Here is a 22,967-nt window from a genome sequence, read left to right as displayed (position 1 = left end):
AAATGCTAAAAAATCCCCATGTCAACACCTAACTATGGCGCTCTGCTTCAGAGCTTTTGGACTCCTGCCACCCAACCCATTCCAGAAAATTCAAGCTTATCCCAAACAACAGAACCAGCAGATATTGCTGAATTTCTAGGCGACGATCTACTTTGGCAGACCACCACAAAAGCTCAAGAACCCGAAGAGCGAGACATTCCAGGCGACTTGCCTCCTGAACTGACAAACGCCCTCCACGAGCAGGGAATCAATCGGCTTTACTCGCATCAACTCAAAGCCCTGCAAGCAATTCGAGCTGGGAAAAGCTTAATTTTGACTTCTCCAACCGCCAGCGGTAAAACCTTGAGTATTTATCCTGGCATGATTGAGGGTTGCATGCAAGGACATCGAGCATTGGTGTTTTATGGCTTTAAAGCATTAGCAGCCGACCAGTACAACAAGGTTTCTAGCCTTCTTGTTAAAATCCCTCAGAAAGTCAGACCTAGACTGGGGATGATTACAGGTGATGTCAAAGAGCAAGACAAACGAGCAGAAATCTTAGCACAGAAACCTCATATCTTGGCAGTTACGCCAGAGCTAATTCATTTCCAACTACGGCAAGCTTGGAAATCAGAAGGATGGGCAGGTTTTTACAGCAAGCTGAGGTATATTGCATTTGATGAAGCCCATACTCTTTCAGGCAGCTATGGGGCGAATATGGCGTGGCTCATTCGTCGCATCAAACTAGCAGTAGATCGCTACGGCGGAGACTCGAAGCAGCTGCAATTCATTTTCTTGAGTGCAACTTGCGGCAACCCCCGTCAGCTTGCCCAAAAGCTTTCTGCCCTGAAGCCAACTAAACGCGACCTCAAACCCATTATTTGGATTCGCAAGAGCGGAGCAGCAGTCCTTCCCAAGCGAATTGTAGTAACTCACCCCAGTCACAATCTTACTGCTGACACCGCTCGGATTATTCAATTCTTGCTGTCACAGGGTAAGTCGGGGATCGCGTTTTGTAATTCGCGCAGAAGCGTGCGAGAGCTAACGGGTTTGCTAAAATCTGCTCAGGTGTCTGCATTCTATAGCGGCATCACGCCAGAACGTAGAGCTGAGGTGGTAGAGCAACTTCAAGCTGGAACTATCCAATGGATTGTTGCCACAGATGCCCTCGAAGCTGGAATTGACCTACCTGAATTAGAGTGCTGCGTACTTCGGGGTTGGCCTGGGTCAAAAAAATCTTATCAGCAGCGAGCGGGCAGAGCCGGACGACAAGCGCCTGGATTGACGGTGCTAATTCCCAATGCCCTCAACCCTATCGACCTTTATGTGGCAGAACACCCTGAAATCCTGGTGTCTGGGGAAGCAGAAGAAGTGTCTTTCAATGATGAGTATCCCATCTTTGCTGCTAAGCATCTCATGTGTGCAGCAGCAGAAACGGGTATTCCTATAGACAAGATTAAGCACTACTTTGGCACTGCTGCGGTTGAAGTCGCGAAACTGCTCTTGTCACAGGGACATCTCAACAAAGGCAGGAACGGGCTATGGGCGAAAGGCAACCCCCACAATGACATTAATTTTCGCGGCGGAGCTACTCAAAGCACGATAAAGTTGATAGATGCCGAATCAGGGGAAGAACTAGAGGAAGTTTCTCTTGACATTGCCTATCGAGAAGTTCATCCCAAAGCAATCTACAAACGACAAGATATTGATGGGAAAATGCTTACCTACAATTGCATATCTTTGGATTTGCAGGGTCGGCGGGCAATCTTGAAGCAGGTAGCAGATAACTCCTTGTATACAGTTGCTAACACCGAATTTGAAACTAGCAGCATCAAACTCCTAACCGATCCAGTGCAAGTTCCCTTGCTCTTGCCCCAAGAACTACACGAATGCGATCGCGAACAAAAGAAAGAATTTACCCCTGCGATGAAGCTGGAACTCAGCTTTGGACAAGTCAGCTACATCACCAGTGGCTATAGCTTGATGAATCAAATCTACGAGCAAACTTGCTTAAACAAGCGATGCCTAAACTACAAAGAGCCGCTGCCAGGGAAACGTCAATGCCCATCTTGCGGCAAGGCAACTCGTAAAGCCATTATTACTGAGATGTTGGCAGAAGACAACTTTGAGCAGCCTTACCGAGTGCAGTTCTCTACACCAATGGTGAAAGTGATTTTGAATCAACAAGCCCAGGCTGCGATCGAACAAGTTGCTAAAGCCACTCGCCTTAGCTTGAGCCGTACTGGGCTACCCATTCCACCAGGCTATCAACAACTTTGGGAGCATCCCAGTAATTTGATTGCGTTGCACAGTTTCGGGCATCAAATCATGCAGGCATTGCAACTGGTTGTAAGGGCTGACCCCAAAGAAGTGAATTTTGCCACTTCCAAAGAACTGGGAGAAACTTCCATCTATGTGGGCTATTTCTACGATCAGGCGGACGGTGGTAATGGTGCTTCAGAAGCTGTGTTCAAGCAATTGCCTGAACTTGCTCGTGCGGCAGCTGCGATCGCCCGCAGCTGCGATTGCTCAACTGGATGTGCCAAGTGCCTGATCCAACATGGTTGTCCGGATGGTAACACTGCATTGCTCAAGCAACTGGGGTTAGTTTTGCTGGAGGCGATCGCCCCTCCTAGCCCTAACTAGCATTGGTGGAAGTTCCGCTACTGCTGCTTACTTAACTTATTAGGAGTGAAAGGAAGCTGTTACTACAGCTACTTGTTGAACTGCTGATCTCACATCATTTTCGTTCGCTACTCTACCTGAATCATCGAATCACAACCCTTTGTTAAGCGTTACGACAGAGGTCAAGACCATCACAAAGGGGATCGATGCGAATTATTAAATCATTGGCATTAGGAGGTTTCAAGATGTCTGCAATCCAAGACTTTCTGACATTTGTTATCGAATTTATCGCTATGTTTTCGTTTCTAGCTATGGTTGTAGATTACATCGTAAGACCCTATGATACAACGCTACCCATGCAGCCACGGTTAAAAACAGACTGCTGCCAAAGTATTTGTTGTGATGCTAGCTTTACTAAAGCAGGCGTTGATCCACAGCCGCAAATTGCTACATTGGACTGGCTTTTATCGCAAATTACCTTAGTAGATGAGATTACTGATGCGCGTGACAAAGACGTTATCGAACTAGCAAAAGTTCGGGCGATCTCACTCGTAAAGCCGCCCCGACTTGATTATGCGGCTATGACCGTTCAGGAATTGAGAAGTTTAGCTAGAGGCAAGGTTAAAGGATTTATGCGAATGAAGAAAGCCCAACTAATTGAGGCACTCGCCGCCACTGCGTAAAAATTGTCCCTTGCACTGTAATTAACAGTAAATGGTTAGCTCCTACATTTAAGTTCAAAAGAAAGGCAAGTACCTAGACACAAACACCGCGTTCTCATTCCAGCCTTAAGGTAAAAGCTTAAGAAGTAGGGATACAAGCGCGGTTCAGCTAACATGGAGGAAAGACAAATTTGCCGACAGTAGAACAAGCTTTCGCCTGCATGCGAGTGTGTCAAATGCTCTCAAACAGCTACCGAGCTATTTATGTATTTCGATATGACACAAGGAGACAAATTGTGTACATCCAAGCAGGCACCGAAGTACAAACTGACGAAATTGAAGTAGAAATTCCTCAAGGCGGACTTTGGAGATTCATCTGATGACAAAACCAAACTTTAAAGAAATGAGCCGCGCTAACCTCAGAACTTATGTGACAGATCATCGAGATGATGAAGAAGCATGGGATGCTTTTTTTGCAAAGATAGAACAGGAGAGAAGCCCTGATACCAAGTGGTATCCAGCACCTTTAGATGAGGAGAGCATCAGGATCGGGGAAGAAGCCATTCGCCAGAAAATTCAGGAAATCGAAAATAGGAGATCGCGCTAAAAACGAAAAATAGATGAGAACAGCAGAGATGATTGTATCAAGCACTCTATCTGCTTGCTAAGTTATTTACTACTTAATGATGCTACTTGTTAACTTACTAGCTGGAAATTGAATTTCCAGCTAGCTTTTTAATTTTCTAGTTTGTAGCCGCAGCTACCGCTCTTGGGATGGACCGTTTAAGATCAGCCCATTAATGTCATTAATTACCATCCCTCAACTTAACCAAATAATTGCTAAGAACCGACTTCTACCCGTTGTAAAAGATGATAATGCAACCAAACAAGACGAAGCTAATTTTCAGCTTGTCATGAAACAAATGTTTCTAGGGCTACCCGTTGAACCCTTGTTAAGGGTTCACCCACACATGGGGCGCTGGATGCGTCAGATGAAAAAACTTGCTCCCGAATTGTTTCAACCCAAAAGGAAACTACTGATTGATACCCAGATTGTTGCACCTCTTGCCGAGAACGCATTTATTCAAGTTCATACTAATCTGGGGTTCAGGCGTGGCATTCCTAGGCTCTACGAGTGGGCAGTTCGCCGTCCAAAGTTAATTTGGCAAGACAGAATTAAGCTGTGGGCAGCGTGCGAGCAATACTCTGTGTCCCCCCAGCTAGTGCAACTTATCATCTTAGCCCTACATCCCTCCAAACCAGTTTGTAGAGTGAAGATAGGTTGGAACCAAGAGCAACACGCTCAAACCCAGCTATGGTTGAGTCAGATCGTTAACCAGTCCCTTGAAGAAACCCCAGTACGACCACAAGTTGAGCAGTCTATAACACCAATGCTAGACTTGGAAACGATCCCAGAGGTTACAATCTAGTTTGGCAGCACGGCACACTCTCTTAAAGACCCAGACCAATGCTAAACGCTTTCGCCAACACAACTGCAAGTGTATGCTTCAGGGTCGTGCTGGGAGCGTTACTAGAAAAGCTGAGCGGTGCGATGAGTAATAATTAAAAATCGCAGTTATGAACCCTGTTGAAAAGCCTCAAAAAGCTCCAAAGCAAACAAGTATTCTAGAAGTTGCTGCCTCAAACACTCTACCTTCAGCACAAGCAGAGCTAAAACCGTTGAGTGCGGAGGAAGCGATAATCAAGCTTGTGAGTTTAGCTCCCGATTACCCCAAGTTTAGCATCAAATCACTAGCAATATTTGGCTCCGTAGCACGGAACGAAGCTCGACCTAATAGCGACGCCGACGTAGATATTTTAGTAGAATTTTTTACTGAGCCGACATTTGATATGTACATAGATTTGAAACTACACTTAGAAACACTACTCAAAAGAAAAGTAAATTTAACAGATTTAAAGATGCTCAGACCAGAAATTATTCCAAAGGTTATGGAGGATGCTATTCCTATTAACTTAGTTCAATTTAATAGGGAAAGCCAGCCTCAAAATCACAGTATTCCTAGCCCAGAAGAAGTGATAATTTCAATTATTAGAAACTCCGAGCAGATTGCTAAATTTGGAGTAAAAGCTATAGCACTATTCGGCTCTGTAGCACGGGACGAAGCTCGACCAGATAGTGATATAGATATCTTGGTGGAGTTTGAAGGAACGCCAACTTTTCGGAACTATGTAAAACTCAATCGCTATCTAGAAGACTTATTAGGGAGAAAAGTTGATTTAGTTGATTGGGATACGCTCAGACCAGAAATTCGTTCTAATGTAGAAAAGGACATCATCCCCATTGCGTGATTACAGATTGTATTTAGAAGATATTATCAAAAGCATTGATAAGATTCAGCGCTACACTTGCAGCATGAGCTTTGATGACTTCATAGCTGACGAACGTACTTTTGATGCGGTGGCTCGCAATCTAGAAATAATTGGGGAGGCTGTTTTAAACATACCCAAATAAGTATGCGAACGCTATCCAGAAGTTGAGTGGCAAGACATTGGCAGATTACGAAATCTCTTAGCTCATGGTTATTTTAAAGTAAGAGAAGCAGTAATCTGGGATATTGTGCAAAATGACGTTCCGCTCTTGCAAGAACCAGTTAAGCGGATTTTAAAGCTAGAAAGTACGCCAGAATCGATGGCTAGCACAGAGTCCACTCAAGTATCATACAAACCTCAACGATCTATAGAACAACAATCAAGCTCTACAGATTTTAACACTAGATCCATATACCCACCCCAACGGGAACGAGCAGCGATCGTACCTATTGCTCGCCGTTTATTAGAAGCAGGGCGTGTTCCCTACGCTTTGGTTCCGACTCAAGAAACCGGTCCAAGTCTAGAAGAATTAGAAACAAAAGATTACAAGCTGACGCTCGACAATCAAGCAAAAACCTTGCTAATTTCTGCCATAGACGAACGTGGAATATTGATAAAAGTTAATCTGGCAGAGCCAACTGAAAAATTAGAATTAGCTAAGAATCTCACGCCTAAAGATGTTAATAAGTGGTTGCAAATCAAACAGGATTTGGATAAGCGATCGCAATAAAAAAGACTCAACAACAATTAGACTTGTCAAATTCTCCAGCAAAATTGCACCAAGCATTCAACCAGACAGCACAACACCTACAGAGTCTAGTAGGATTACCGCTTTGATTGCTAAAAACTGCGACCTGTTGCCGCATTGCTGCTAAATAGATAGTAAATTAAAAGATGCACCAGCAAAACTGTTTTAACTAAAGCAATGCGACAAACCACTCAAACCACTCAACCTGTTCGAGTTCAGCAGTCTGTTTTAGTCAAGTGGATTGTCAAAGGTCGTAGCCTCATGGTGCAAAACCGAGTTCTTAATGTAACTAACTGTCAAATTGTTTTCTATCCACAAGCGTTGACAGAACTAGTAAAAGGAGATGTGGTCGAATCAGTGGAGTTTTGGTATCGCTATCCAGTTGCAGGTGCAACTTTATGTATCCCAAACCCTGAAACGGGCTTGCTTCGTCCTGCTAAAAGCACAGAGTTATTCAAGGTGAGCAATAGTCACAAGCAATGGGTTGTTCAATTTACAGGCAAAACAGCACGGATAATTCGCAGGCTCTACAAGCAGCTTTAACCTACTAGAATGATTTTCTAACTTGCTTCTTGTCCAGTGTCAGGTGCGATGAAGTCTAGAGCATTAACATTAGAGCGTGGAGTGCGCTCAGCCGAAAATCGTTTTGGTGTAGTCCCCCGTGGCGGTGCAGCTGAGGGTGGTGGGGTTTGACTGCCCTCTTCTGGTGGATCAGGCAACAACTTCTTGGCGTGTTCTACCCGTAAAAGCAGTTCTTGCGTGAGTTTTTCCGGATCGGGTAGTGGCACTCGTCTTGAGAGCGCAGGTCGCACGTGAGAATCCCACAACTGCTCGCACTCTTCTGCTCGTGTTTCATCTGACTTAGGAACCGGAATTTTCAGTGCGTAAGGAACCGAACCCTCTTTACCCACTCGGTAACCAGGGTTGGTAATCACGCACCAACCTTCAGTGAACTTCAAGATTTGGTCTACCGTAAATAGAGGAATTTTTTGCAGTGACTCGTTCCAGCTTACCGACTGCGAGTTTACCGAGCTACTTGTAGAGCGATTTTTCAGCTTAATTTCTTTTTCCCCGTACCGCTTGGAATACTCTTCAGCGGTTTTAGCATCGCCAGGGTTGAAGAGGATGTGAGTAGAACATGCCGATGCGATCGCAGCGCCCATCTTCTCTCCGTAAGTTTCGTAGAGCTGGTTGAGCGACTGAATTCCTAACACGAAGCAACCGCCATTAGAACGGTACTCGTTAATCCACTGCGGCAGCTTATCTAACTTAATTGACGGTAACTCATCTAAGAAGATGGCGAGCGGGTCGCGTCGGGGTACAGACAAGTTGGAAACAATGCACAAGTGAATAGCTGCTGCTAACAACGGTCCAATCACGGTGCGGCGTTCGTCATCGAGTTTGAAAATAATCAGCTGCTTGCCTTCAATCCGTTTTGGAATTGTAGAACTGCCCATAAATGCGTGCAGCAGGTCAGCCTGGATGAATGAAGAAAAAGTACCTGTCGCCGTAGTCTGAATGCCTGCAACAGTTTTCTCAGCATCCTTACTTGATAAAAATTGGTTGAAACTGGTTGCGATCCATTCGTCGATTCGTTTTTGTTGCACGGCATAGTCTAAACGTTTGACTAGTCCAGGCAAGCGCAGAATCGCATAGAGCATCGCCATGTCATGAAACTTGGCTTCAGGGCTTTTGACTAACTGGAGTAAGCCTTTTGCTAGTAAATCCCCAGCTTTAGAAAAGAATTCATCTGTTTTGCCACCAGTTAAGGCATTGCGGTTGATGACCTGCGCTAATTCTCCTGCCATGACGGAGTCTCGTTCATCTCGCAGGAAGTCTAACGGGTTAAGGATATCGCTAAACGGTTCGCCAGGAGCAAACACAAATACTTTATAGCCATAGCGGGCAGCCAAGGGTGCGTGCAACCGCATTTGGTCTCCTTTCTTGTCGTAGATTATTGTGGGTATCCCTTGAGCAAACGCACTTTCGATCGCTCGGTCAATGCAGCCAAATGTTTTACCAGAACCTGGCGCACCAATCGCAAGCATACTCCGCTGGGCATCGGGAAGCCAAACAGTAGGCGATGCCCCTAGCATAGTTTGTAGTCGAGCAACGAATCCTTTACCTGTACCATTCCACCAGTAGCGAGGCATACCACACCACAGAGTCATGCGGTTATGGGCAGGCTTTTTTGGTGAGCTAGGCTCAGATTTTTTAGTCTTAGAACTAGTTGGTTGGACAGCATTTTCAGTTTGCGTTCTAGCAGAACGATTGTAAATTTGCAAATCCCGAACAATGTTTATTTGCTTGAGTGCCAGATTAGTCGCTGAAAGCTTTTCTGAAATACCTGCCAGCCGTCCAGTGGAAATCTTGCCCTTAGTGCTACCTGCCACGCGGGAGATCACCACTAGAAACAGCAGTCCCCCAATCATAGCCAAGCCTTCAGGGGTATTGTATTTTTGAAATATTTTGCCTAAGTCAATTGACGCCAGCGTTGGAGATGGCGCGACTTCATAAGTCAGATGATTCACGGTAGTAAAAAGACTTCTGTTGCTAATTATACTCAGTATTAGTCATAATGCATTTCCTGCATGTAAAGCTTTGTTGAAATTTTGATAATCATAGCAATACTGCGTGCATTCAGTTAAGCGATCAAATTAACGGCTAACGCCTTTTTATTAGGCAGAATTACTAGCATAAATATGGCTCGAACCAGCAAATCAACCTCCAATCGCTCTGTACGCAATAATTCGGCAAAGCCATCAGCAAGAGCCGCATCTTCTGGTGCATCCCAAGCCCAATCGAAGCAAGCATCAAAGCCTAAACCCAAAGCGGCTAAAGTCGACCCCAACTACCAGCTTTCTCCAGAAGTACTCGGTGAAGAACATAACGAAGTTCATCCCCCCGACATGGCTTATGGCATCGTAGTTAATGATGAACCAGCTGGCATTCTCATCCCGCTCGATCAGTTGGAGGAAGCAGGTTGGACCGATCTCCCAGATGAAGATGACTTGACCACCTGCAAATTCGGCAAGAACCGAGTCACGGGACTGTTCCTCACCCAAGCCCGCGTGTTAATTCTGGGCAAACGTAAGGATTACATCCAAACCAAATCAGAGGGAGACGAGTTACCTGAGTTCGTCGGCTTTTATGATGAAAAACGAGATGACTACGATCCAGAAACGATGGAAATCCGCTCGGATTATGCCTTTATCTTTCTGGACGATGACAACCAACCCCTGCACACTGCTGCTGCGATCAAAATTAGCTGGCGCAAAATTGCTCGTAAGGAATTCAACAAAGCCATCCGTAAGTTCAGACGACAACTGGAAAAGGCGTTTGTGGACTACTGTACCAAAAAGAAAATCCGAAATGCGTCCAGCAAGCCAATTACTTATTCTGGCAAGGGCGATGCGTGGCACGCCTGTGCTATCCTCGACCTCGAATTCGTAGCTGAAGACCGAGGCTCAGACCAAACTCATCCCTGTTGCATCACTGTCATTCATAACAAACCTTCTTGGAAAACCTTTGAGGAAATCTTCTACTTTGGTAGTGTCAACGCCTATCAGCAGCTAACAAGCCAGCGAGAGGAGATTATTGGTTTCATTAAAACTTCATCTCCTGTTCCGGTACTGCCTTCTAGCTCCAGCGAGCCGGAAGTAGCAGACTCAGACGAGTTTGATGAATCTGACGATGACTTCCTCGATGTAGAAGCCGAAGAGGTGCTTGACAACGATGAAGGGGATGAAGACGACGATCTCAACGATGAAGATGATGAGTTTGACTTCGAGGAGGACGAAGACTAACTAGCAATGTTTAATTAACTGGTTGTGGAAGGGCTTTCACAGCCAGTTAACTTCAGGAGAGTTTCGCTGCTGAGCGATCGCCACATTTATTTTGCTACCGACTCCTGCTTCAACCATCTTCAAAAGAGTGTAACGCGCTTTTATGGAATGATTATTACAAGGTCAACTAAGCCTCCAATTTATCGTGGGAGAACGTGAATTGTGTCCATACAAATGAATGACTTACTTAATGTAAATTAACGAACTGTACTTGAATTGCGTGAATAACGCGATTTAGAAGAAATTGGGGATGGAGATTTTGTAGATGTTGAATTGGCGTTTTTCAACAGTACGCCATCAACAGTTTGGTACTGCTGCCCGTTAAAGCACAGGTGAGTTTGGCGCACGAGCTGTTGCTGCGTTTTGTCAAGCTGAACCACTTCTAAGCAAGGCAACGCTTGGTTTTGTTGCGGTAGATCGCTAGCTTTAAATAAGGCTTGTCCATTCGGTAAATTGGGATCGAGGTAAACTGAAAAAACCTGAGTGGCTGGCTGATTTTTCCTTAACCACACACCGCTGTAGAGGCATCCTAATGCGCCACACAAGTCTGGTGTGTTAAAGTTGAGTACAACTAGTTTACCCTCACTGCCATTGACTTTCCAGCCTTGCATTGACTGAACGAGCTGCCCAACCGCTTTCCCACTTAATGTACTGTTTTGAGCAATGACTTGCTCTAACACGGGTTCAGGGACTAACGCGGCTGCTTGTTGCCAAGGAACACCACCGGCACCTACGCTGCATCCAGTGAGTCCTAACAGAGAAGAAATCAACAAAAAGAGTCCTAGCCCGATCCGAAACCACCAAGCAAACCGCTTCAACCAAATAGGAGGTAGGGGTAGCTCGCTGCTGGTTTCGTTGGTTTTGCCCTTGCTAGAAGCTAACACCAGTTCAGCAGAAACGGGCTGTGTTGCAGCATCAAATAATTGTAAATTTAGCGATATCTGCGATTGCTGAGACATAATCGTTTGGAGAAAGGTAATTAATCCAAGGTTGCAGGTACAGCAATACCTAGCTGTTTCAGCGCCCAGGTTTCTTCCGCAAACCACTGCTCGGCGGATTCTGAAGCGGAGAGTGCTTGTTGTTGGAGTGCCGATCTACCCATTTCATTGAGTTCTTTGCGGTATCTTTGTAAAGTCAGTTGTTGCGCCACTACTAGAGGCATAGAACCAGCTAGAGGAGTGCGATCGCCTGTGGGGTTGTAAAACAAGCGCTGGCAAGTTTTGCCTGTCGCTGCAACCACTAAGTCGGTTGCATCTTCATCCCCTTGCTCGTAAGCAGCCAAGAGATAGTAAGCTTGTGCTTGCAGTCTAGCAGTACCGATCTGTTCAACTCGCTCAAGCCCAAGGGGTGCGATACAAGTTTGATAAGAAGGTAGACGGGCTTGAGCTGAATGAAAAAAGGCTGTTGCGATCGCGGTGGCTAGCCCCATCGCAAATAGCAGAATAATTCTGAAAATCTGATGCATTGCTTCGTCAACTTGCAAAGTAGTTTCGTGGATTCACTGCTCGACCGCTAAACGGGTTGCCTGCAATCGCTCCTTCTCTCATTTCAATGTGGAGAGTGGACGAACCAGTAAGAGCGATTAGGTCGCCCTGTTTGACTTTAGTACCGACTATCGGTTGGATAGAAGTCACGTGCGCGTATCGGGTTTGCCGTCCGTTGTTGTGTTCCAGCACAATTGTGTTGCCATAGCCTTCTGCGTGTCCTGCATAAATGACTTTCCCTTCTGCTGCGGCATAGATAGGCGTGGTCTCAGCCACCTGCACGTCAATGCCTTTGCTGCGCTGGTTGCTTGCCGCAACCGCTGGTGCGCCAAACTCGCGCACTACGCGATAGGAGTCTCGAACTGGGAAAATCGCAATTGGCAAAGAACCAGCCCTACCAATTGGAGCACATGTCAGGGTGGTGTTGCTAGCCTGATAGCGAGCTGCTACTTGCCTTCCGTAGTCTCTGAGGCTCAAACTTCCCAGCGTATCCGAGCTACTTCCATCAACAGCACTGTAGAGACCACCAAAATGCATCTGGGCAACTCGCTCAATCAAGCGATCGCCTGTGAAGAACTGCCCTGTAGTAGGATCGATTTCTTGGCTGGCTCGTTTGATCGCGCTTGATAGAGAACTGTTGAATGCTCGGTTTTGATCTTCTGGTGGGAAATACTGCATCAATTCAGCTTGGGTCGGTTCGTACCCCTTACTGACTTGCTCCAAAAAGTCCTGTCCGCTCGGTTTAGCTGCAATTAAACCAGTAGCGTACTCGTTATAACTCATGAACTGGTAGCGACCGAGTCCGCGCCCGCAGTTTCCGCCCCCGTCAGCGCAGGTGTAAACGCCGATCGCCATAAAGTTACCACTGGCAGCACTTTCAATTGAGGCGATCGCCTCCGACAGTTCGCTCAAGTTGAGCGTAGAACCATTGGCAGAAGTGAAGCAGTCTGGTGTCAGCAGGTTGCTAGTGCCAGTTTGTCCACCACCATAGGAACTGGACATGCTGCGGGTAGCGCCTGTAGGTTGGGACGAGGCGGAAGAATTTCTCTTCTCCTCCAGAAGACCAATGAAAATAGGTGCATTAACCTTATAGGTGAAAAAGGGTATCGGACCAATGAAGTAGGGGGTGCAGCCAAGATCGGGAATTCCTCGGTTACAGAAGCGAAAAAACAACGCCGTATCTACCGTATCTGTTGCCTCATCTGGTTCCGTTACCACTACTTTGAAAGCAGAACCAAAAGGGTGGCGTCCGGTCGGTTCCTTTCCACCATTAACTGCGCCTAGGATGCCAAAACCACCTTCAACTTCCTGGTATTTGCCAGAGATCCACTGCTTACCTTCTAAATTAGCTCTAGCACCTCGCCCTGCGTTCTCCAGATCGTCGAGTTCGATGTAGGCGCAGTCCTTTTCGTCACAAGGTACAGAAAACCCTTGTTGGTCTGAACCGGAAACGGTGTTATCTCGATGCATTTCCGACGAGCCGTAGATCGTGTCAATCCGCATTACCACCGAGCCAACTTCTGTAATTGGAGTCGGGAAGTCAGAAAAAGCAACTTGGTTGAGGCTTGGCACGTTGCTAACAAAGCTATTTTGCCAGTTCGCAAAATTTTGCAGCTCAACTGCTCTTAAGCTGGGAATGGAATCAATACTAAACGTTGACAAGTCAATTTGATTGAGCTGTAACTGACCAAGCCTTGGATCGGTAACAATATAAGCCAAAGTTGCAGAGCTGCCAACCGTATTACCCAGTTGGGTTTGAAGTAGCTTTGCAACTGGAGGCACATCTGCAACTGTTAGATTGCCCAGACCTGGCACAATCTTTACCAATTGTTGGAGAGTTTGCTCTCCTGCCAGCGTAAAAGCATCTAAAGAAACTTGAGAAAGGTTCAGTTCAGTGAGTTGACTAATAGCATCTAGAGAAAATACCTCTAAACTGAGAGCATCTGAAAGATCGCCCAGCTTCAAGTATTGATCGGGAGTCATGCCAGCACTCCAGTTCCGGCTGAGATCGTACCCTGCCGTCTTAGTGTAGGCACTACCATCAAATGAGCCGTTAGAGGCGATCGGTGGCATACTGGCTAAGCTAATTTTGCTCCAATCTGGCAACAACACGTTAGTAGTTCTCTCGCCCATCGGGACTTCCCAAACTCGTGTTGGGAACCGTCCCGACTCTGCTTTTGCAACTGCTGCCCAACCGAACCAAGCAACTGTAATCAAAATGAATACAACAAGCACTTTGCTCAAGTGCTTTACCACATCAGCAGTCATAACAAATATTGCCAAAGTAAACAATCGCTAGACAGCAGAAATTGTCTAGTTTTTCAAGGCTAGAAAGCGAAAGATATTTAGTTGTCCAATGTTTTAGTACCTAAAGTTCAACTACAGTTCAAAATCCTCGTACTTGTAGCCCTCTTCGGCTGAAGGATTGTGAAATTGGGGATTAGGATTAGCAGCAGTCTCGGTGTAGGGCGAATCGGCGTGGTTCACTTCAAACACGTTCTCCTGGTAGCCGTTGCTGAAAAGATCTTCTTGCCAGCTGCTATCTCCAGCTCCAAACACGTTGGTGCCACCATAGCCTTCAGTCTCATACCCATTCGATCCATAACCATTAGAGTCGTAACCGCTAGAACTGTAGCCATTCGTGGTGTCGTTTTCGTCTTCGGGTAATCCGTAAGTATTCATTTCAGTTAAATCTTTAAATCAAGTACCGCAGCCCTACTATAAATGTATTATTGTTAATTTTAATTATCAGTGTTTTTGAGTAAATTTCAAATTATCTTTATACATAGTTTAAAAAATATCCAGTTATAAATAAACAATAAAAGTCTTAATATTTCGATACTTTGTAAGGAAATCAAGAATCGAGTAAAAATCATGTCAAGTTTTCTTAAGGTATTAGTAAGGTTATAAAAATCACAAAGTTTTAATTAGAGAGCAAACGAGCTTTCTGCCTAGCTACCGCTTTTAATTAAGTGCGTTTTTATGCTTGCCCAAGTGCTTGGCAGCAAGATTTTTCTATGTTTGTAGTTTTATGATACCGACTCACCTTTATCCTCTCTATCAGTCCATTACTCAAAACCCGCCTTATGGTTGGTTTCCAAGCTCTCCCGATCTAATTGAGCGAATGCTAAAGCTAGCAACGATTACGCTCGGAATGCGAGGGCTTGACCCATCTGCTGGTTCTGGAGCTTTAGCTTGTGCAATGCGCGAACGAGGGGCAGTTGTGGACGCGATCGAGATCGACCCCAATTTTCAAATATTGCTGAAGCAGCAGGGATTCAATCTCGTTGGCACTGACTTCTTGACTACCGAACCTCAAACGCTCTACGACATCATTCTTGCCAACCCACCGTTTTCCGATCGCCACACCAGAGGGGTAGACCTAGAACATATTCAACGTGCATTTCACCTATTTCTTGCTCCTGGCGGTCACTTGGTGACAGTTGTCAGCGCATCGATGAATTGCAAGAACTGTCCTCGTGCGAGAGCGTTTCGAGCCTTCTTGCAACGCATTGATGCACAAGTAGAGGAATTGCCACTAGAGATTTTTTGGCAGAGTGATCGCCCAGTAACGGTTGAAAGTTTCTTAATTTCAGCCCGCAAGCTACCGCTGCACGCTAAGCAATTTCCAACTCCATATTTATGTCCCCATGACATGTGCTCTAACTTCCACACTGCGGGATTACTCAACTCCTAATTACCTTCTAATTCAAGATGGGAAAACTCTAGCTCGGCAGCTCAAGGCAATTCAAAGCACCGATCTATTCGGGATTGATTGCGAGACGACAGGACTCGATCCCAAGCGCGATCGCATCCGGCTGGTGCAGATTGCCGTTCCCCACGCGAGAGTCCTGCTCATCGACTTATTTGCGATCGCACCAAAGCACCTCAAACCGCTTCGGCAACTCTTAAACAGTCCTGCCCTGAAAATAGGACACAACCTGAAGTTTGAGTGGCAATTCCTTACTCAAGCTGGATTAGGGTTAGCTCATCCTTTCTTCGACACGCAACTAGCATACCGAATCTGGAGTGCGGGGATCAAAACTAAACTGTCTCTCAAATCAGTTGCTAGCAAACTGCTGAGAGTGAAATTAAACAAATCATTGCAGCACAGTAATTTTGCTCAAGCTGAATTGACCTCCCAGCAACTCCGATACGCTGCGATCGATGCAGCCATTCTGCTGGATCTATATCCCATCCTGCACGGCAGACTCAAGCAAAGCAAGCTGCTCAAAGTCGCTCGATTAGAGTTTAGTTGTATCCCTGTCACCGCGCAGATGGAACTCAACGGGATGTTGCTCGACCTCAGCCGTTGGCAGGGGTATGGCGCATCGTTAGAAAAGCAAAAAGCAGCCGTGCTAGCAGTGGTGAAACAACTTTCGATTCCTGGCAAGCAACAACTGTCGTTGTTACCGGAAATAACCGATACTATCAACCCCAACTCACCCAAACAACTCCTTGCGGCACTACAAGCGATTGGTGCGCCGATCAAATCTACAAGCGAAAAAGAACTCGTCCCGCTGGCGGGGCAATTCCCAGTCATTCAAGCATTGCTGGATTACCGCAAGCTGCAAAAGGTACTGACTGTTTTCGACACTAGCCTACCCAAACACATCCACCAGACGACGGGTCGGATTCACGCTAACTGGTTTCAATATGGAGCTAAGTCTGGCAGATATAGCTGCCGCAACCCAGCACTGCAAACCGTTCCCCGCAATAAAGCGGCACGGCAATGCTTTGTGGCTTCCCCTGGCTGTCGAATTGTCAAAGCGGACTACAGCCAAATCGAGCTACGTATTGTTGCCAAGTTGAGTGGAGATGCGCGGCTGCTGCGGGCGTATCGCTTAGGAGAAGACATTCATCGCCTAACTGCTTCACTGATTACAGAAAGACCGATTGAAGAAATCGCCCCAGAAGATCGAACGCTAGCAAAAGCGATTAATTTCGGACTGATTTACGGTATGAGTGCTGTCAAACTGCAAGTCTATGCTGAAACCAAGTACGGCATTCGCATGTCACTGGAGGAAGCTCGTCGGTTCAGGAAACGATTCTTTGAAGCATATCCGGGCATCAAACGTTGGCATAACATGCTGGCAGGACTGGTCTACGGTCATCAGAAAGTAAGTGAGATTCGCACGCTCTTTGGCAGACGCAGGCGATGGAGGAAAAAACCTCGGCTCACCGAGTTCTACAATCACCCAGTGCAAGGATTGTGTGCCGATATCCTCAAGCTGGCTTTGATCGACTTAGAGACAGTTTTAATCAAGTTCGGCGCAAAGTTGATTGCTGTAGTGCATGATGAAATTCTGCTGGAGTGCCCAGAGGATGCTGCTGGTGCGATCGCTCAACAGCTCAAACGGTGCATGGAACGAGCTGCTCAGCCTTTCCTCGACCCGATCCCAGCTGTAGTAGAAGTTAAAGTGGCTACCAGTTGGGGCGGTGAATAAGGCTTGAATTTCTAAGTGGTTGGCAGTTGCGCGAGTTCCTCCTCGTCGCTCTGAAATAGCTCCTTGCGGGGTTTAGCAAATTTTGAACGATCAGGTCCTGCGACTGGCTTAGCAAACGTTGCATTATTTCTAATTTCTAACATTTGATTTTCCTCTCGAATCATAGCTGGGGTGAACTGCCACCGCTGCTGCTTCATCTCCTCAAAGGTGATTTCGAGGGGATCGCCCAGTCTTCCAGATCGATCGAGTTGGAAATATTTCTCTTCAGCCACTCGGCGCACGGCATTACCAATCTCAGCAGGCGTACACAGTCTGTATTCAGTCAGTAGTACGTGCCACTGGTCGTCAGTCCAAGGCGAAATCCCCGTTTTTTGTGCTTCGCAGAAGGCGGGAAAGTACTTGGCTAAGTGCAGGTTGAAAATGTCGTACCGCCCCCCGTCATGCGGTAGGTCTACAAAGTAAATGTCATCGACTCGGCGTTGCAACTCTAACGGTAGCATTCCCAAACGGTTGACCGTAGCGATGACAAACACCTGCGATTGATGTTCCTGCATCCAAGTCAGTAGTTTGCCCGCGCGTCTTTTGGACAATCCTCCATCTGCATTAGAATCCCAACCTGCGAATCCTTTGTCGAAATCGTCGAAATACAGAACTACAGGAGCCATCGCTTCGGCTGTAGCCAATAAAAATCGTAACTCTCGATCGGATGATATGGATGCCCAATCCACAGCCATCAGCGGCACTCCCATTTTTTTGGCTGCGAGTTTTGCTGAAAGGCTCTTTCCAGTGCCAGGTGGACCCCAGAGAATTAAGCCTCTGGGAAACTTTAACCCATACTGCTTTTGTGCTTCTGGATTGAATAAAGCACTAATGCGATCGAGCCGTGCATCCAACAAGTCCAGTCCTGCTGCTGTTGGCACATCTGGATCGGCAATAAAGTCCAGTCCCCTACCACTAAGTTTGGCGAGTTTGTAAGACAGTACCATCTGGGCTAATTGCCCTACAGTTCGAGCAAAAGGAAGCGACTGAACGAGCACCAGATCGATCTCTCCCGCAGATAACCCCTGACAAGCTCTAATTAAGCGAGTTTGAGTATCAGCATCGGTTTGCAAGTTATTGTGAGATTGGCAAAACTGCTCGACTGCTTGCGTAATTTGTTGCAGGCTAGGTAAAGCATTGATCAAGACTGGGATAAAAGGCTGTAAGCTCGGCGAGAGTTCGATTTGCTCTGCCAGCAACACCCAATATTGACGAATCTTGCCCCAAGAAAGCTGTTGGAAAGCATTAGAAAGCTGATAAATCAAGTGATCGCTCAACTGCCCGCGCTCGTCAAATTGCAACACGCCTTCGAGCAAAAAAATTCCTGGTTGTGGAGTGTCAAGCAGATATTGGATAATATCGCGATCGCGCTCTGCAAGTGTTGTTGGTTGAAAAACTGTACGTACAGTATTTTCCACCTCCTGATTACCCAGTTGTTGAATGGACGAACAACCAGGATTCCAAAAATAAACAGGAAGCGATCGCTCCTCTCCCCAGCGTTGGAAGTGTTGAAAGATTTGACCTCTATCAGTCAAAAAATACTCAACCTCCACAATAAACGTGCCTCGGTCAGCTAGAGCTGTCCAATCAAACAAAGTTCTTTTCATACTGGCTTCATTGATGCTTAGTTTAGTTACTAAATAGTTCCAGTAAATCTCCTATAAAGAAGTAACAAAATCAGTTGAAAAATTGATCGAGATAACTTAACACTGCTCTATATAAACATCGTCAATTCAACTTTGATAATCATTAGATTTAATCGATTAAATTCCAGAACTAAAAATCAATCTTTAACATAATAAAAAGTCTTTAAAACTTTATTTTTTATATCTGTAGCTGCCTTTGTCGTCCCCGCCTCCGTCGGTGCGTCCTTCTTTGCTGAAAGTCTTGTGGTTTTGTCTCCCCAAGATGTAAAAACCACTGAACATCTTTTTGAGTAATTAACTGCTGTATATGAATTTGGGTTTGATCGCCTGAGCGTTGGAGCATAAATAAACACCCCCGTCCTTTCACCTCCACTGTTAAGCTTTTCTCGGTCAATAATGGTTGTGCGTAAGTGATTTGATAAAGTCCTAGGTTCAATTGCCAAATATTACGGTTGGGGTCTACCAGTTTCGTTAGCCCCTGCTCGTGTGCTTGTTGAAAATAAGGAACTGCAATCTGAATAATTAACGAAGCTCGCTGTTGATCGCACATCAAAGTTCTAATTGCACCTGCTTTGCTCGGTTTTGTTGCTGACAGTTGCGATCGAGTTGCACGATAAGGGTTTTATTCTCATGCGAGTCAAATTGGGCGATCGCCTTTTCATTGGCTTCAACTTCAAAAGCCGCAGTTTGAGACGAGCCATGCTTCGTGCCAATCAGTTGCGCGATCGCCTTATCGTCTCGATCGGGTACGTAACTCACTCCTCGATACTTCTGCAAGCCAACAAATGAATAATCCCTACCTAGTTTGTTACCACTAAACGCAACTCCTTCAAGGGCATAAGAAATGCCTTGTTCGGTGACTCTGACTTCTACTCCAGCTGACTGCACCTGCTGAATGTAGTCTGGCATCGTGTCGGTGTGTGCCGTTGCCCAATTCAAAATTGGATAAAGCTTTTGACGAACACTAGGCTGCCCCGAACGCTTCTGCTGGCTAAATTCTCCAGAGGGGTGAGCGCGGTTTGGTTTGTCCCAACTTGGTTCTGTCGATTGTAAGTCATAAGCCTGCTCTAGTTGACGAATCAAAACTTCACTCCGGCGATAGTCCCAAGAATCGCTCACGATAGACCCATCCCCAATCCGAATCCGACTTGCCACCATGTGAATGTGGTCGTGAGCGGTGTCGTGGTGTCGGTAAACTACGTACTGAGAATCTCCAAACCCCATCCCTTGCAAGTAGTCTTCAGCAATATCCATCCACCGATCGTCATCCATTGCTTCGATGGGAATAACGCTTAAAGAAGCATGGTAGACCGACCGCTTGAGTCGAGGATTGAGCTTGCGAGACTCGTGAAACTCCTTGACAAGCCCATCGAGTGTTACACTCCCCATATTTGTGCCAATTTGTCTTGCACCTGGCTTATTGTGTAAGTAATTGAGTATTTTGCGAAACGACGTACACTTAAACTGTTTTCCAATCATTCATCTTGCCTTTCAATCGTTGTTAAATTGACCAAGTCGGGATTTAGTACTTGCAGCTGCAATTGCCTAACCCGATCTTCTAACTCTTTCAACCATTTCACGTTGATATTAATGTCGCCTCCCTGCTTCTTTTCTTGGTTGCAGGCTCTAACAATTTGGTTGAGATGATTCCGAATCCAACCCAGCTGCAAATAAGTCTCTCGATTCAGCTGCGGCGCAGGCGGTAAAGTTTTCATTTTCAACCCAGCTCGACGAAAGTGCTCGTTTAAGCTAAGGTTGCCTGCTAATTCCTTAGCTTGTTTCTTTTCATCTGCCGTCAGGTAAATTGTCACCCGCTGGTTAGCTGGTGTTCCATCTTCTGATCGCGGTCTTCGCATAATCAAATCGATTGCATCACTACATCGCTAACAATACTGAGTTGGTACGTGGCAGTCCTCCCGCTTGCAAAAAAGCGATCGCACGACTCCACTCACTACAATTATTTAATATATTATGTGTAATATTTTTTACATACACAATACATGGCTTGCTACTCTAGGCAACTTCACGTCCATCCCCAACTAACGCACCCAACTTGGGTGAGCTTTAGGAAATTTAGACGAGTTGCATCGCAGTCCAATTGCAGGCTAATCGCGCTTTAATAAAGGTGCGATCGCAGTCCGGTCGGGGTAGGACGAGAAAAATTTTATTAAATACATATTAATCCATGAAAATCGAGGGAGCGATCAGGGTTGGATAAAGGTTTGATGAAGGTATGTTTGGTATTTTGTAAAGGTCTAACCGCGATTTGATCGAGGATCGATTGGGGTTGAATGAAGATACCATGAAAGGGTGACAGCTTTAGGTTCAAAATTCGCCCCATCCTTGATGAAGCATTGTTTAAGTTGAAAATACTTCAGTGAATTTACGATTAAGCAAGTAAAATTAAATGCAATATACACTTCCATTTGCTATAACTTTGAGGGGAGAGTTTATACTTTCTCAGTAGTAAGTCAAGTTAGTCGCACCCTTCAATGCGATCGGCAATTCCCCTTAACTAAATCAATGGCGGATCTTACTCTCAGTTTCGATCCAGGGGCATCCCTGACCAAGGTAATTTATGAATTAGGCAATGAAGAAACTATTCGGCTCCTCTTAATGGAACCAGAGATGATTCAACTGCCTCAAAGTTCAATTGAGTCGTATTTAGTCAATCGGCAGGGGGTTGGGCAGGCTCGACCTGAAAATGAAGCCTGGGTGCAATGCGCGGGTGAATCAGAATGTCAAGTGGTGGGTTTTCTAGCTCGACAATTCCTAGCCTCCCCTCGCCTCAACCGACTCAAGTACGAATCTACCCTTCATAAAGTGCTGGCGGCGGTTGGGGCAATCGCTCAGTCTAGCGGACTTCCTAATCGCTTTTCTCTGGCGCTTGTAACTCCTTTACCGTATGGGGAGTATCGCAATCACCCGCAGCTGAAAGCTCATCTCCAAAAAGCTCTCAAAGACTTTCGGTTTCGAGGACAGCGGTTCAAAGTCAAGCTAGAAAGCTTTAATTGTCTACCAGAGGGGGCAGGGTTGGCACTAATCCAATGCCAGCAAAATGGAGTTGAGTGGTTTCAACGTCAGGCGATCGCGGTGTTAATGTTTGGACACCGCAACACCACTGCCCTGATCTTTGAACGAGGCAAAATGACCGCCGGACACACCACCAACTTGGGATTCCATCAATTGGTGCAACAGGCGATCGAGCGGACTTCTGGGCAAGAGTTAGTCTCTTTGACCGCTGCCATCTATGAGGCAGGAACTGAGTTAACTCCCAACAATCCCGTTCTGCAATCTTTAGTCAAGAGCCATAATCCAGATAACCAGGTAGTAGAACTGAAACAACTCATTGGGGCGATCGCTACGGCAAGAGTGGAATACTGGCGCAGGCTTCAAGAATGGCTGGATGCGGTGCTGCCTAGAACAATCACTCAAGTGGTGCTTTCAGGTGGTGCAGCAATGTATCTTTACCAAGAACTAGAAGACTACTTTCCCAGTACGCCAACTTACTGGGGTATGGACTTACAGCATCAAATTGAGCAAATCTTAGGCTTAGACTATCGTTCCTGTCAGTCAGGCAAGGAATCGCTGTCGTTTCGGTTAGTCGATGGGTTCGGTTTATTTTTAAAATTTAGAGCAACTCAGTCAGCTGTATGAATAAGCGTATAACCAAACAGCGCCAAGTCTTTATCTTCCGTTACCAGCCTTATGCGGACAGTTCTGATGATGTCCTTCTACGCTTTCTCGAAGCTGGAGATGGCATTCGCTGTGGTAGAGAAATGGCGATCCAGGCACTGCGGATGTGCTATTTAGCTCTAGCCTACCAATGGGCAGGCACTCTCAGCGATGAAGAACTTCGGCAGGTTAGTTTGAACTGTTGTAATGCCCTAGAACAACAGCTGATGCATCTGAGACAAACGCTGCATTTACCTGCTTCTAGCGCTTCTACTGCGGGTGCTGCTGTGGCGATCGCTCCGGTTACTACCCCTGTTAGCGCTCCCATTGAAATGAGTCAACCCGTAGCTCCAACGGCTAGTCGTGCTAACTCAAAGCGTACTCGAGTCGTGAAATCTGATGCCCTGCTACCTGGAAAAGGCTCATTTCAAGACGAAACTGGATTATTTGACGGGATTTAATTTTGACTATTAAGCACAAAGATAC

The 22,967-nt window shown here is 46.0% G+C and carries 22 protein-coding genes and 1 pseudogene; 13 read left to right on the top strand and 10 right to left on the bottom strand.

The window, feature by feature from the left end; all coding sequences use genetic code 11:
• The first annotated feature begins 18 nt into the window (after positions 1-18).
• The 8 genes and pseudogenes from CSQ79_RS20310 to CSQ79_RS20275 all read left to right on the top strand — a co-directional run bounded on the left by CSQ79_RS20310 (position 19) and on the right by CSQ79_RS20275 (position 6,888).
• Positions 19-2,625: a DEAD/DEAH box helicase gene (locus CSQ79_RS20310; protein ID WP_099702962.1), complete on the top strand. Its 2,607-nt coding sequence runs from the start codon at positions 19-21 to the stop codon at positions 2,623-2,625.
• A gap of 224 nt (positions 2,626-2,849) precedes the next feature.
• On the top strand, positions 2,850-3,287 hold the full coding sequence (locus CSQ79_RS20305) for a hypothetical protein (protein ID WP_099703052.1): 438 nt from the start codon (positions 2,850-2,852) through the stop codon (positions 3,285-3,287).
• A 170-nt stretch (positions 3,288-3,457) separates the two neighbouring features.
• The gene (locus CSQ79_RS20300; protein WP_015328628.1) at positions 3,458-3,646 is read left to right on the top strand and encodes a DUF6888 family protein; all 189 of its coding nucleotides are present in this window, start codon (positions 3,458-3,460) and stop codon (positions 3,644-3,646) included.
• Complete coding sequence (locus tag CSQ79_RS20295) at positions 3,646-3,873, top strand: DUF6887 family protein (protein ID WP_099702961.1); 228 nt, start codon at positions 3,646-3,648, stop codon at positions 3,871-3,873. Before CSQ79_RS20300 ends, CSQ79_RS20295 begins: the two co-directional genes overlap by 1 nt.
• A 193-nt stretch (positions 3,874-4,066) precedes the next feature.
• Positions 4,067-4,696 (top strand): hypothetical protein, encoded by a 630-nt coding sequence (locus CSQ79_RS20290; protein WP_015328630.1) that lies wholly within the window; start codon positions 4,067-4,069, stop codon positions 4,694-4,696.
• A gap of 148 nt (positions 4,697-4,844) precedes the next feature.
• Complete coding sequence (locus CSQ79_RS20285; protein ID WP_099702960.1) at positions 4,845-5,576, top strand: nucleotidyltransferase family protein; 732 nt, start codon at positions 4,845-4,847, stop codon at positions 5,574-5,576.
• Positions 5,569-6,327, top strand: a pseudogene (locus tag CSQ79_RS20280) (HepT-like ribonuclease domain-containing protein). Before CSQ79_RS20285 ends, CSQ79_RS20280 begins: the two are co-directional and overlap by 8 nt.
• A gap of 195 nt (positions 6,328-6,522) precedes the next feature.
• Positions 6,523-6,888 carry a hypothetical protein gene (locus tag CSQ79_RS20275; RefSeq protein WP_015328633.1) on the top strand — a complete coding sequence of 122 codons (366 nt, stop codon included), beginning with the start codon at positions 6,523-6,525 and terminating at the stop codon, positions 6,886-6,888.
• Between the two features lie 17 nt (positions 6,889-6,905).
• Here the strand turns inward: CSQ79_RS20275 and CSQ79_RS20270 are convergent, their stop codons facing one another.
• Entirely contained in the window at positions 6,906-8,876 is a 1,971-nt protein-coding gene (locus tag CSQ79_RS20270; RefSeq protein ID WP_099702959.1) for a type IV secretory system conjugative DNA transfer family protein, read from the bottom strand.
• A 113-nt stretch (positions 8,877-8,989) separates the two neighbouring features.
• Positions 8,990-9,196, bottom strand: coding sequence for a hypothetical protein (locus CSQ79_RS29005; RefSeq protein ID WP_041919575.1), 207 nt, complete (start codon positions 9,194-9,196; stop codon positions 8,990-8,992).
• 58 nt (positions 9,197-9,254) lie between these two features.
• On the opposite strand from CSQ79_RS29005, the gene CSQ79_RS20265 reads away from it, so the two are divergent.
• Positions 9,255-10,151 (top strand): DUF5895 domain-containing protein, encoded by an 897-nt coding sequence (locus tag CSQ79_RS20265; protein WP_502693947.1) that lies wholly within the window; start codon positions 9,255-9,257, stop codon positions 10,149-10,151.
• A 236-nt stretch (positions 10,152-10,387) separates the two neighbouring features.
• Here the strand turns inward: CSQ79_RS20265 and CSQ79_RS20260 are convergent, their stop codons facing one another.
• The 4 genes from CSQ79_RS20260 to CSQ79_RS20245 all read right to left on the bottom strand — a co-directional run bounded on the left by CSQ79_RS20260 (position 10,388) and on the right by CSQ79_RS20245 (position 14,356).
• Positions 10,388-11,149, bottom strand: coding sequence for a hypothetical protein (locus CSQ79_RS20260; RefSeq protein ID WP_099702957.1), 762 nt, complete (start codon positions 11,147-11,149; stop codon positions 10,388-10,390).
• Between the two features lie 20 nt (positions 11,150-11,169).
• A complete protein-coding gene (locus tag CSQ79_RS20255; protein WP_099703051.1) occupies positions 11,170-11,655 on the bottom strand; it encodes a hypothetical protein in 486 nt (161 codons plus the stop codon).
• A gap of 7 nt (positions 11,656-11,662) precedes the next feature.
• The gene (locus CSQ79_RS20250) at positions 11,663-13,942 is read right to left on the bottom strand and encodes a M23 family metallopeptidase (protein ID WP_099702956.1); all 2,280 of its coding nucleotides are present in this window, start codon (positions 13,940-13,942) and stop codon (positions 11,663-11,665) included.
• A gap of 111 nt (positions 13,943-14,053) precedes the next feature.
• A complete protein-coding gene (locus CSQ79_RS20245) occupies positions 14,054-14,356 on the bottom strand; it encodes a hypothetical protein (RefSeq protein WP_099702955.1) in 303 nt (100 codons plus the stop codon).
• A 349-nt stretch (positions 14,357-14,705) separates the two neighbouring features.
• On the opposite strand from CSQ79_RS20245, the gene CSQ79_RS20240 reads away from it, so the two are divergent.
• Entirely contained in the window at positions 14,706-15,371 is a 666-nt protein-coding gene (locus CSQ79_RS20240; protein WP_289501369.1) for a methyltransferase, read from the top strand.
• A complete protein-coding gene (locus CSQ79_RS20235) occupies positions 15,325-17,121 on the top strand; it encodes a DNA polymerase (protein WP_099702954.1) in 1,797 nt (598 codons plus the stop codon). The genes CSQ79_RS20240 and CSQ79_RS20235 overlap by 47 nt, the downstream gene beginning before the upstream one ends.
• Positions 17,122-17,132: 11 nt before the next feature.
• On the opposite strand, the gene CSQ79_RS20230 is transcribed toward CSQ79_RS20235, so the two are convergent.
• The 4 genes from CSQ79_RS20230 to CSQ79_RS20215 form a co-directional block, all read right to left on the bottom strand.
• Positions 17,133-18,767, bottom strand: a complete 1,635-nt coding sequence (locus CSQ79_RS20230) for an ATP-binding protein (RefSeq protein ID WP_099702953.1) — start codon at positions 18,765-18,767, stop codon at positions 17,133-17,135.
• A gap of 217 nt (positions 18,768-18,984) precedes the next feature.
• Positions 18,985-19,356, bottom strand: coding sequence for a hypothetical protein (locus CSQ79_RS20225; protein WP_099702952.1), 372 nt, complete (start codon positions 19,354-19,356; stop codon positions 18,985-18,987).
• Positions 19,356-20,285 carry a relaxase/mobilization nuclease domain-containing protein gene (locus tag CSQ79_RS20220; protein ID WP_099702951.1) on the bottom strand — a complete coding sequence of 310 codons (930 nt, stop codon included), beginning with the start codon at positions 20,283-20,285 and terminating at the stop codon, positions 19,356-19,358. The genes CSQ79_RS20225 and CSQ79_RS20220 overlap by 1 nt, the downstream gene beginning before the upstream one ends.
• The gene (locus CSQ79_RS20215; protein ID WP_099702950.1) at positions 20,282-20,662 is read right to left on the bottom strand and encodes a plasmid mobilization protein; all 381 of its coding nucleotides are present in this window, start codon (positions 20,660-20,662) and stop codon (positions 20,282-20,284) included. The genes CSQ79_RS20220 and CSQ79_RS20215 overlap by 4 nt, the downstream gene beginning before the upstream one ends.
• 667 nt (positions 20,663-21,329) lie before the next feature.
• Between CSQ79_RS20215 and CSQ79_RS20210 the strand changes: the two genes are divergently transcribed.
• Together CSQ79_RS20210 and CSQ79_RS20205 are read left to right on the top strand one after the other, a co-directional pair.
• Positions 21,330-22,463: a ParM/StbA family protein gene (locus CSQ79_RS20210; protein WP_015328646.1), complete on the top strand. Its 1,134-nt coding sequence runs from the start codon at positions 21,330-21,332 to the stop codon at positions 22,461-22,463.
• On the top strand, positions 22,460-22,942 hold the full coding sequence (locus CSQ79_RS20205; RefSeq protein ID WP_099702949.1) for a hypothetical protein: 483 nt from the start codon (positions 22,460-22,462) through the stop codon (positions 22,940-22,942). Before CSQ79_RS20210 ends, CSQ79_RS20205 begins: the two co-directional genes overlap by 4 nt.
• The last annotated feature ends 25 nt before the right edge of the window (positions 22,943-22,967 follow it).

Source organism: Gloeocapsopsis sp. IPPAS B-1203, assembly GCF_002749975.1.
GTDB lineage: Bacteria > Cyanobacteriota > Cyanobacteriia > Cyanobacteriales > Chroococcidiopsidaceae > Gloeocapsopsis.
This window is presented reverse-complemented; position numbering and strand designations above follow the sequence as displayed.

What these genes read in the sequence shown, in the direction of transcription:
- CSQ79_RS20295 (WP_099702961.1), top strand. Translation starts at nt 3,646, where the DNA reads ATGACAAAACCAAACTTTAAAGAAATGAGCCGCGCTAACCTCAGAACT.
- CSQ79_RS20265 (WP_502693947.1), top strand. Translation starts at nt 9,255, where the DNA reads ATGGCTTATGGCATCGTAGTTAATGATGAACCAGCTGGCATTCTCATC.
- CSQ79_RS20250 (WP_099702956.1), bottom strand. Translation starts at nt 13,942, where the DNA reads ATGACTGCTGATGTGGTAAAGCACTTGAGCAAAGTGCTTGTTGTATTC.
- CSQ79_RS20230 (WP_099702953.1), bottom strand. Translation starts at nt 18,767, where the DNA reads ATGAAAAGAACTTTGTTTGATTGGACAGCTCTAGCTGACCGAGGCACG.
- CSQ79_RS20205 (WP_099702949.1), top strand. Translation starts at nt 22,460, where the DNA reads ATGAATAAGCGTATAACCAAACAGCGCCAAGTCTTTATCTTCCGTTAC.
- CSQ79_RS20225 (WP_099702952.1), bottom strand. Translation starts at nt 19,356, where the DNA reads ATGTGCGATCAACAGCGAGCTTCGTTAATTATTCAGATTGCAGTTCCT.
- CSQ79_RS20310 (WP_099702962.1), top strand. Translation starts at nt 19, where the DNA reads ATGTCAACACCTAACTATGGCGCTCTGCTTCAGAGCTTTTGGACTCCT.
- CSQ79_RS20220 (WP_099702951.1), bottom strand. Translation starts at nt 20,285, where the DNA reads ATGATTGGAAAACAGTTTAAGTGTACGTCGTTTCGCAAAATACTCAAT.
- CSQ79_RS20260 (WP_099702957.1), bottom strand. Translation starts at nt 11,149, where the DNA reads ATGTCTCAGCAATCGCAGATATCGCTAAATTTACAATTATTTGATGCT.
- CSQ79_RS20235 (WP_099702954.1), top strand. Translation starts at nt 15,325, where the DNA reads ATGACATGTGCTCTAACTTCCACACTGCGGGATTACTCAACTCCTAAT.
- CSQ79_RS20275 (WP_015328633.1), top strand. Translation starts at nt 6,523, where the DNA reads ATGCGACAAACCACTCAAACCACTCAACCTGTTCGAGTTCAGCAGTCT.
- CSQ79_RS20210 (WP_015328646.1), top strand. Translation starts at nt 21,330, where the DNA reads ATGGCGGATCTTACTCTCAGTTTCGATCCAGGGGCATCCCTGACCAAG.
- CSQ79_RS20240 (WP_289501369.1), top strand. Translation starts at nt 14,706, where the DNA reads ATGATACCGACTCACCTTTATCCTCTCTATCAGTCCATTACTCAAAAC.
- CSQ79_RS20215 (WP_099702950.1), bottom strand. Translation starts at nt 20,662, where the DNA reads ATGCGAAGACCGCGATCAGAAGATGGAACACCAGCTAACCAGCGGGTG.
- CSQ79_RS20245 (WP_099702955.1), bottom strand. Translation starts at nt 14,356, where the DNA reads ATGAATACTTACGGATTACCCGAAGACGAAAACGACACCACGAATGGC.
- CSQ79_RS20305 (WP_099703052.1), top strand. Translation starts at nt 2,850, where the DNA reads ATGTCTGCAATCCAAGACTTTCTGACATTTGTTATCGAATTTATCGCT.
- CSQ79_RS20290 (WP_015328630.1), top strand. Translation starts at nt 4,067, where the DNA reads ATGTCATTAATTACCATCCCTCAACTTAACCAAATAATTGCTAAGAAC.
- CSQ79_RS20285 (WP_099702960.1), top strand. Translation starts at nt 4,845, where the DNA reads ATGAACCCTGTTGAAAAGCCTCAAAAAGCTCCAAAGCAAACAAGTATT.
- CSQ79_RS20255 (WP_099703051.1), bottom strand. Translation starts at nt 11,655, where the DNA reads ATGCATCAGATTTTCAGAATTATTCTGCTATTTGCGATGGGGCTAGCC.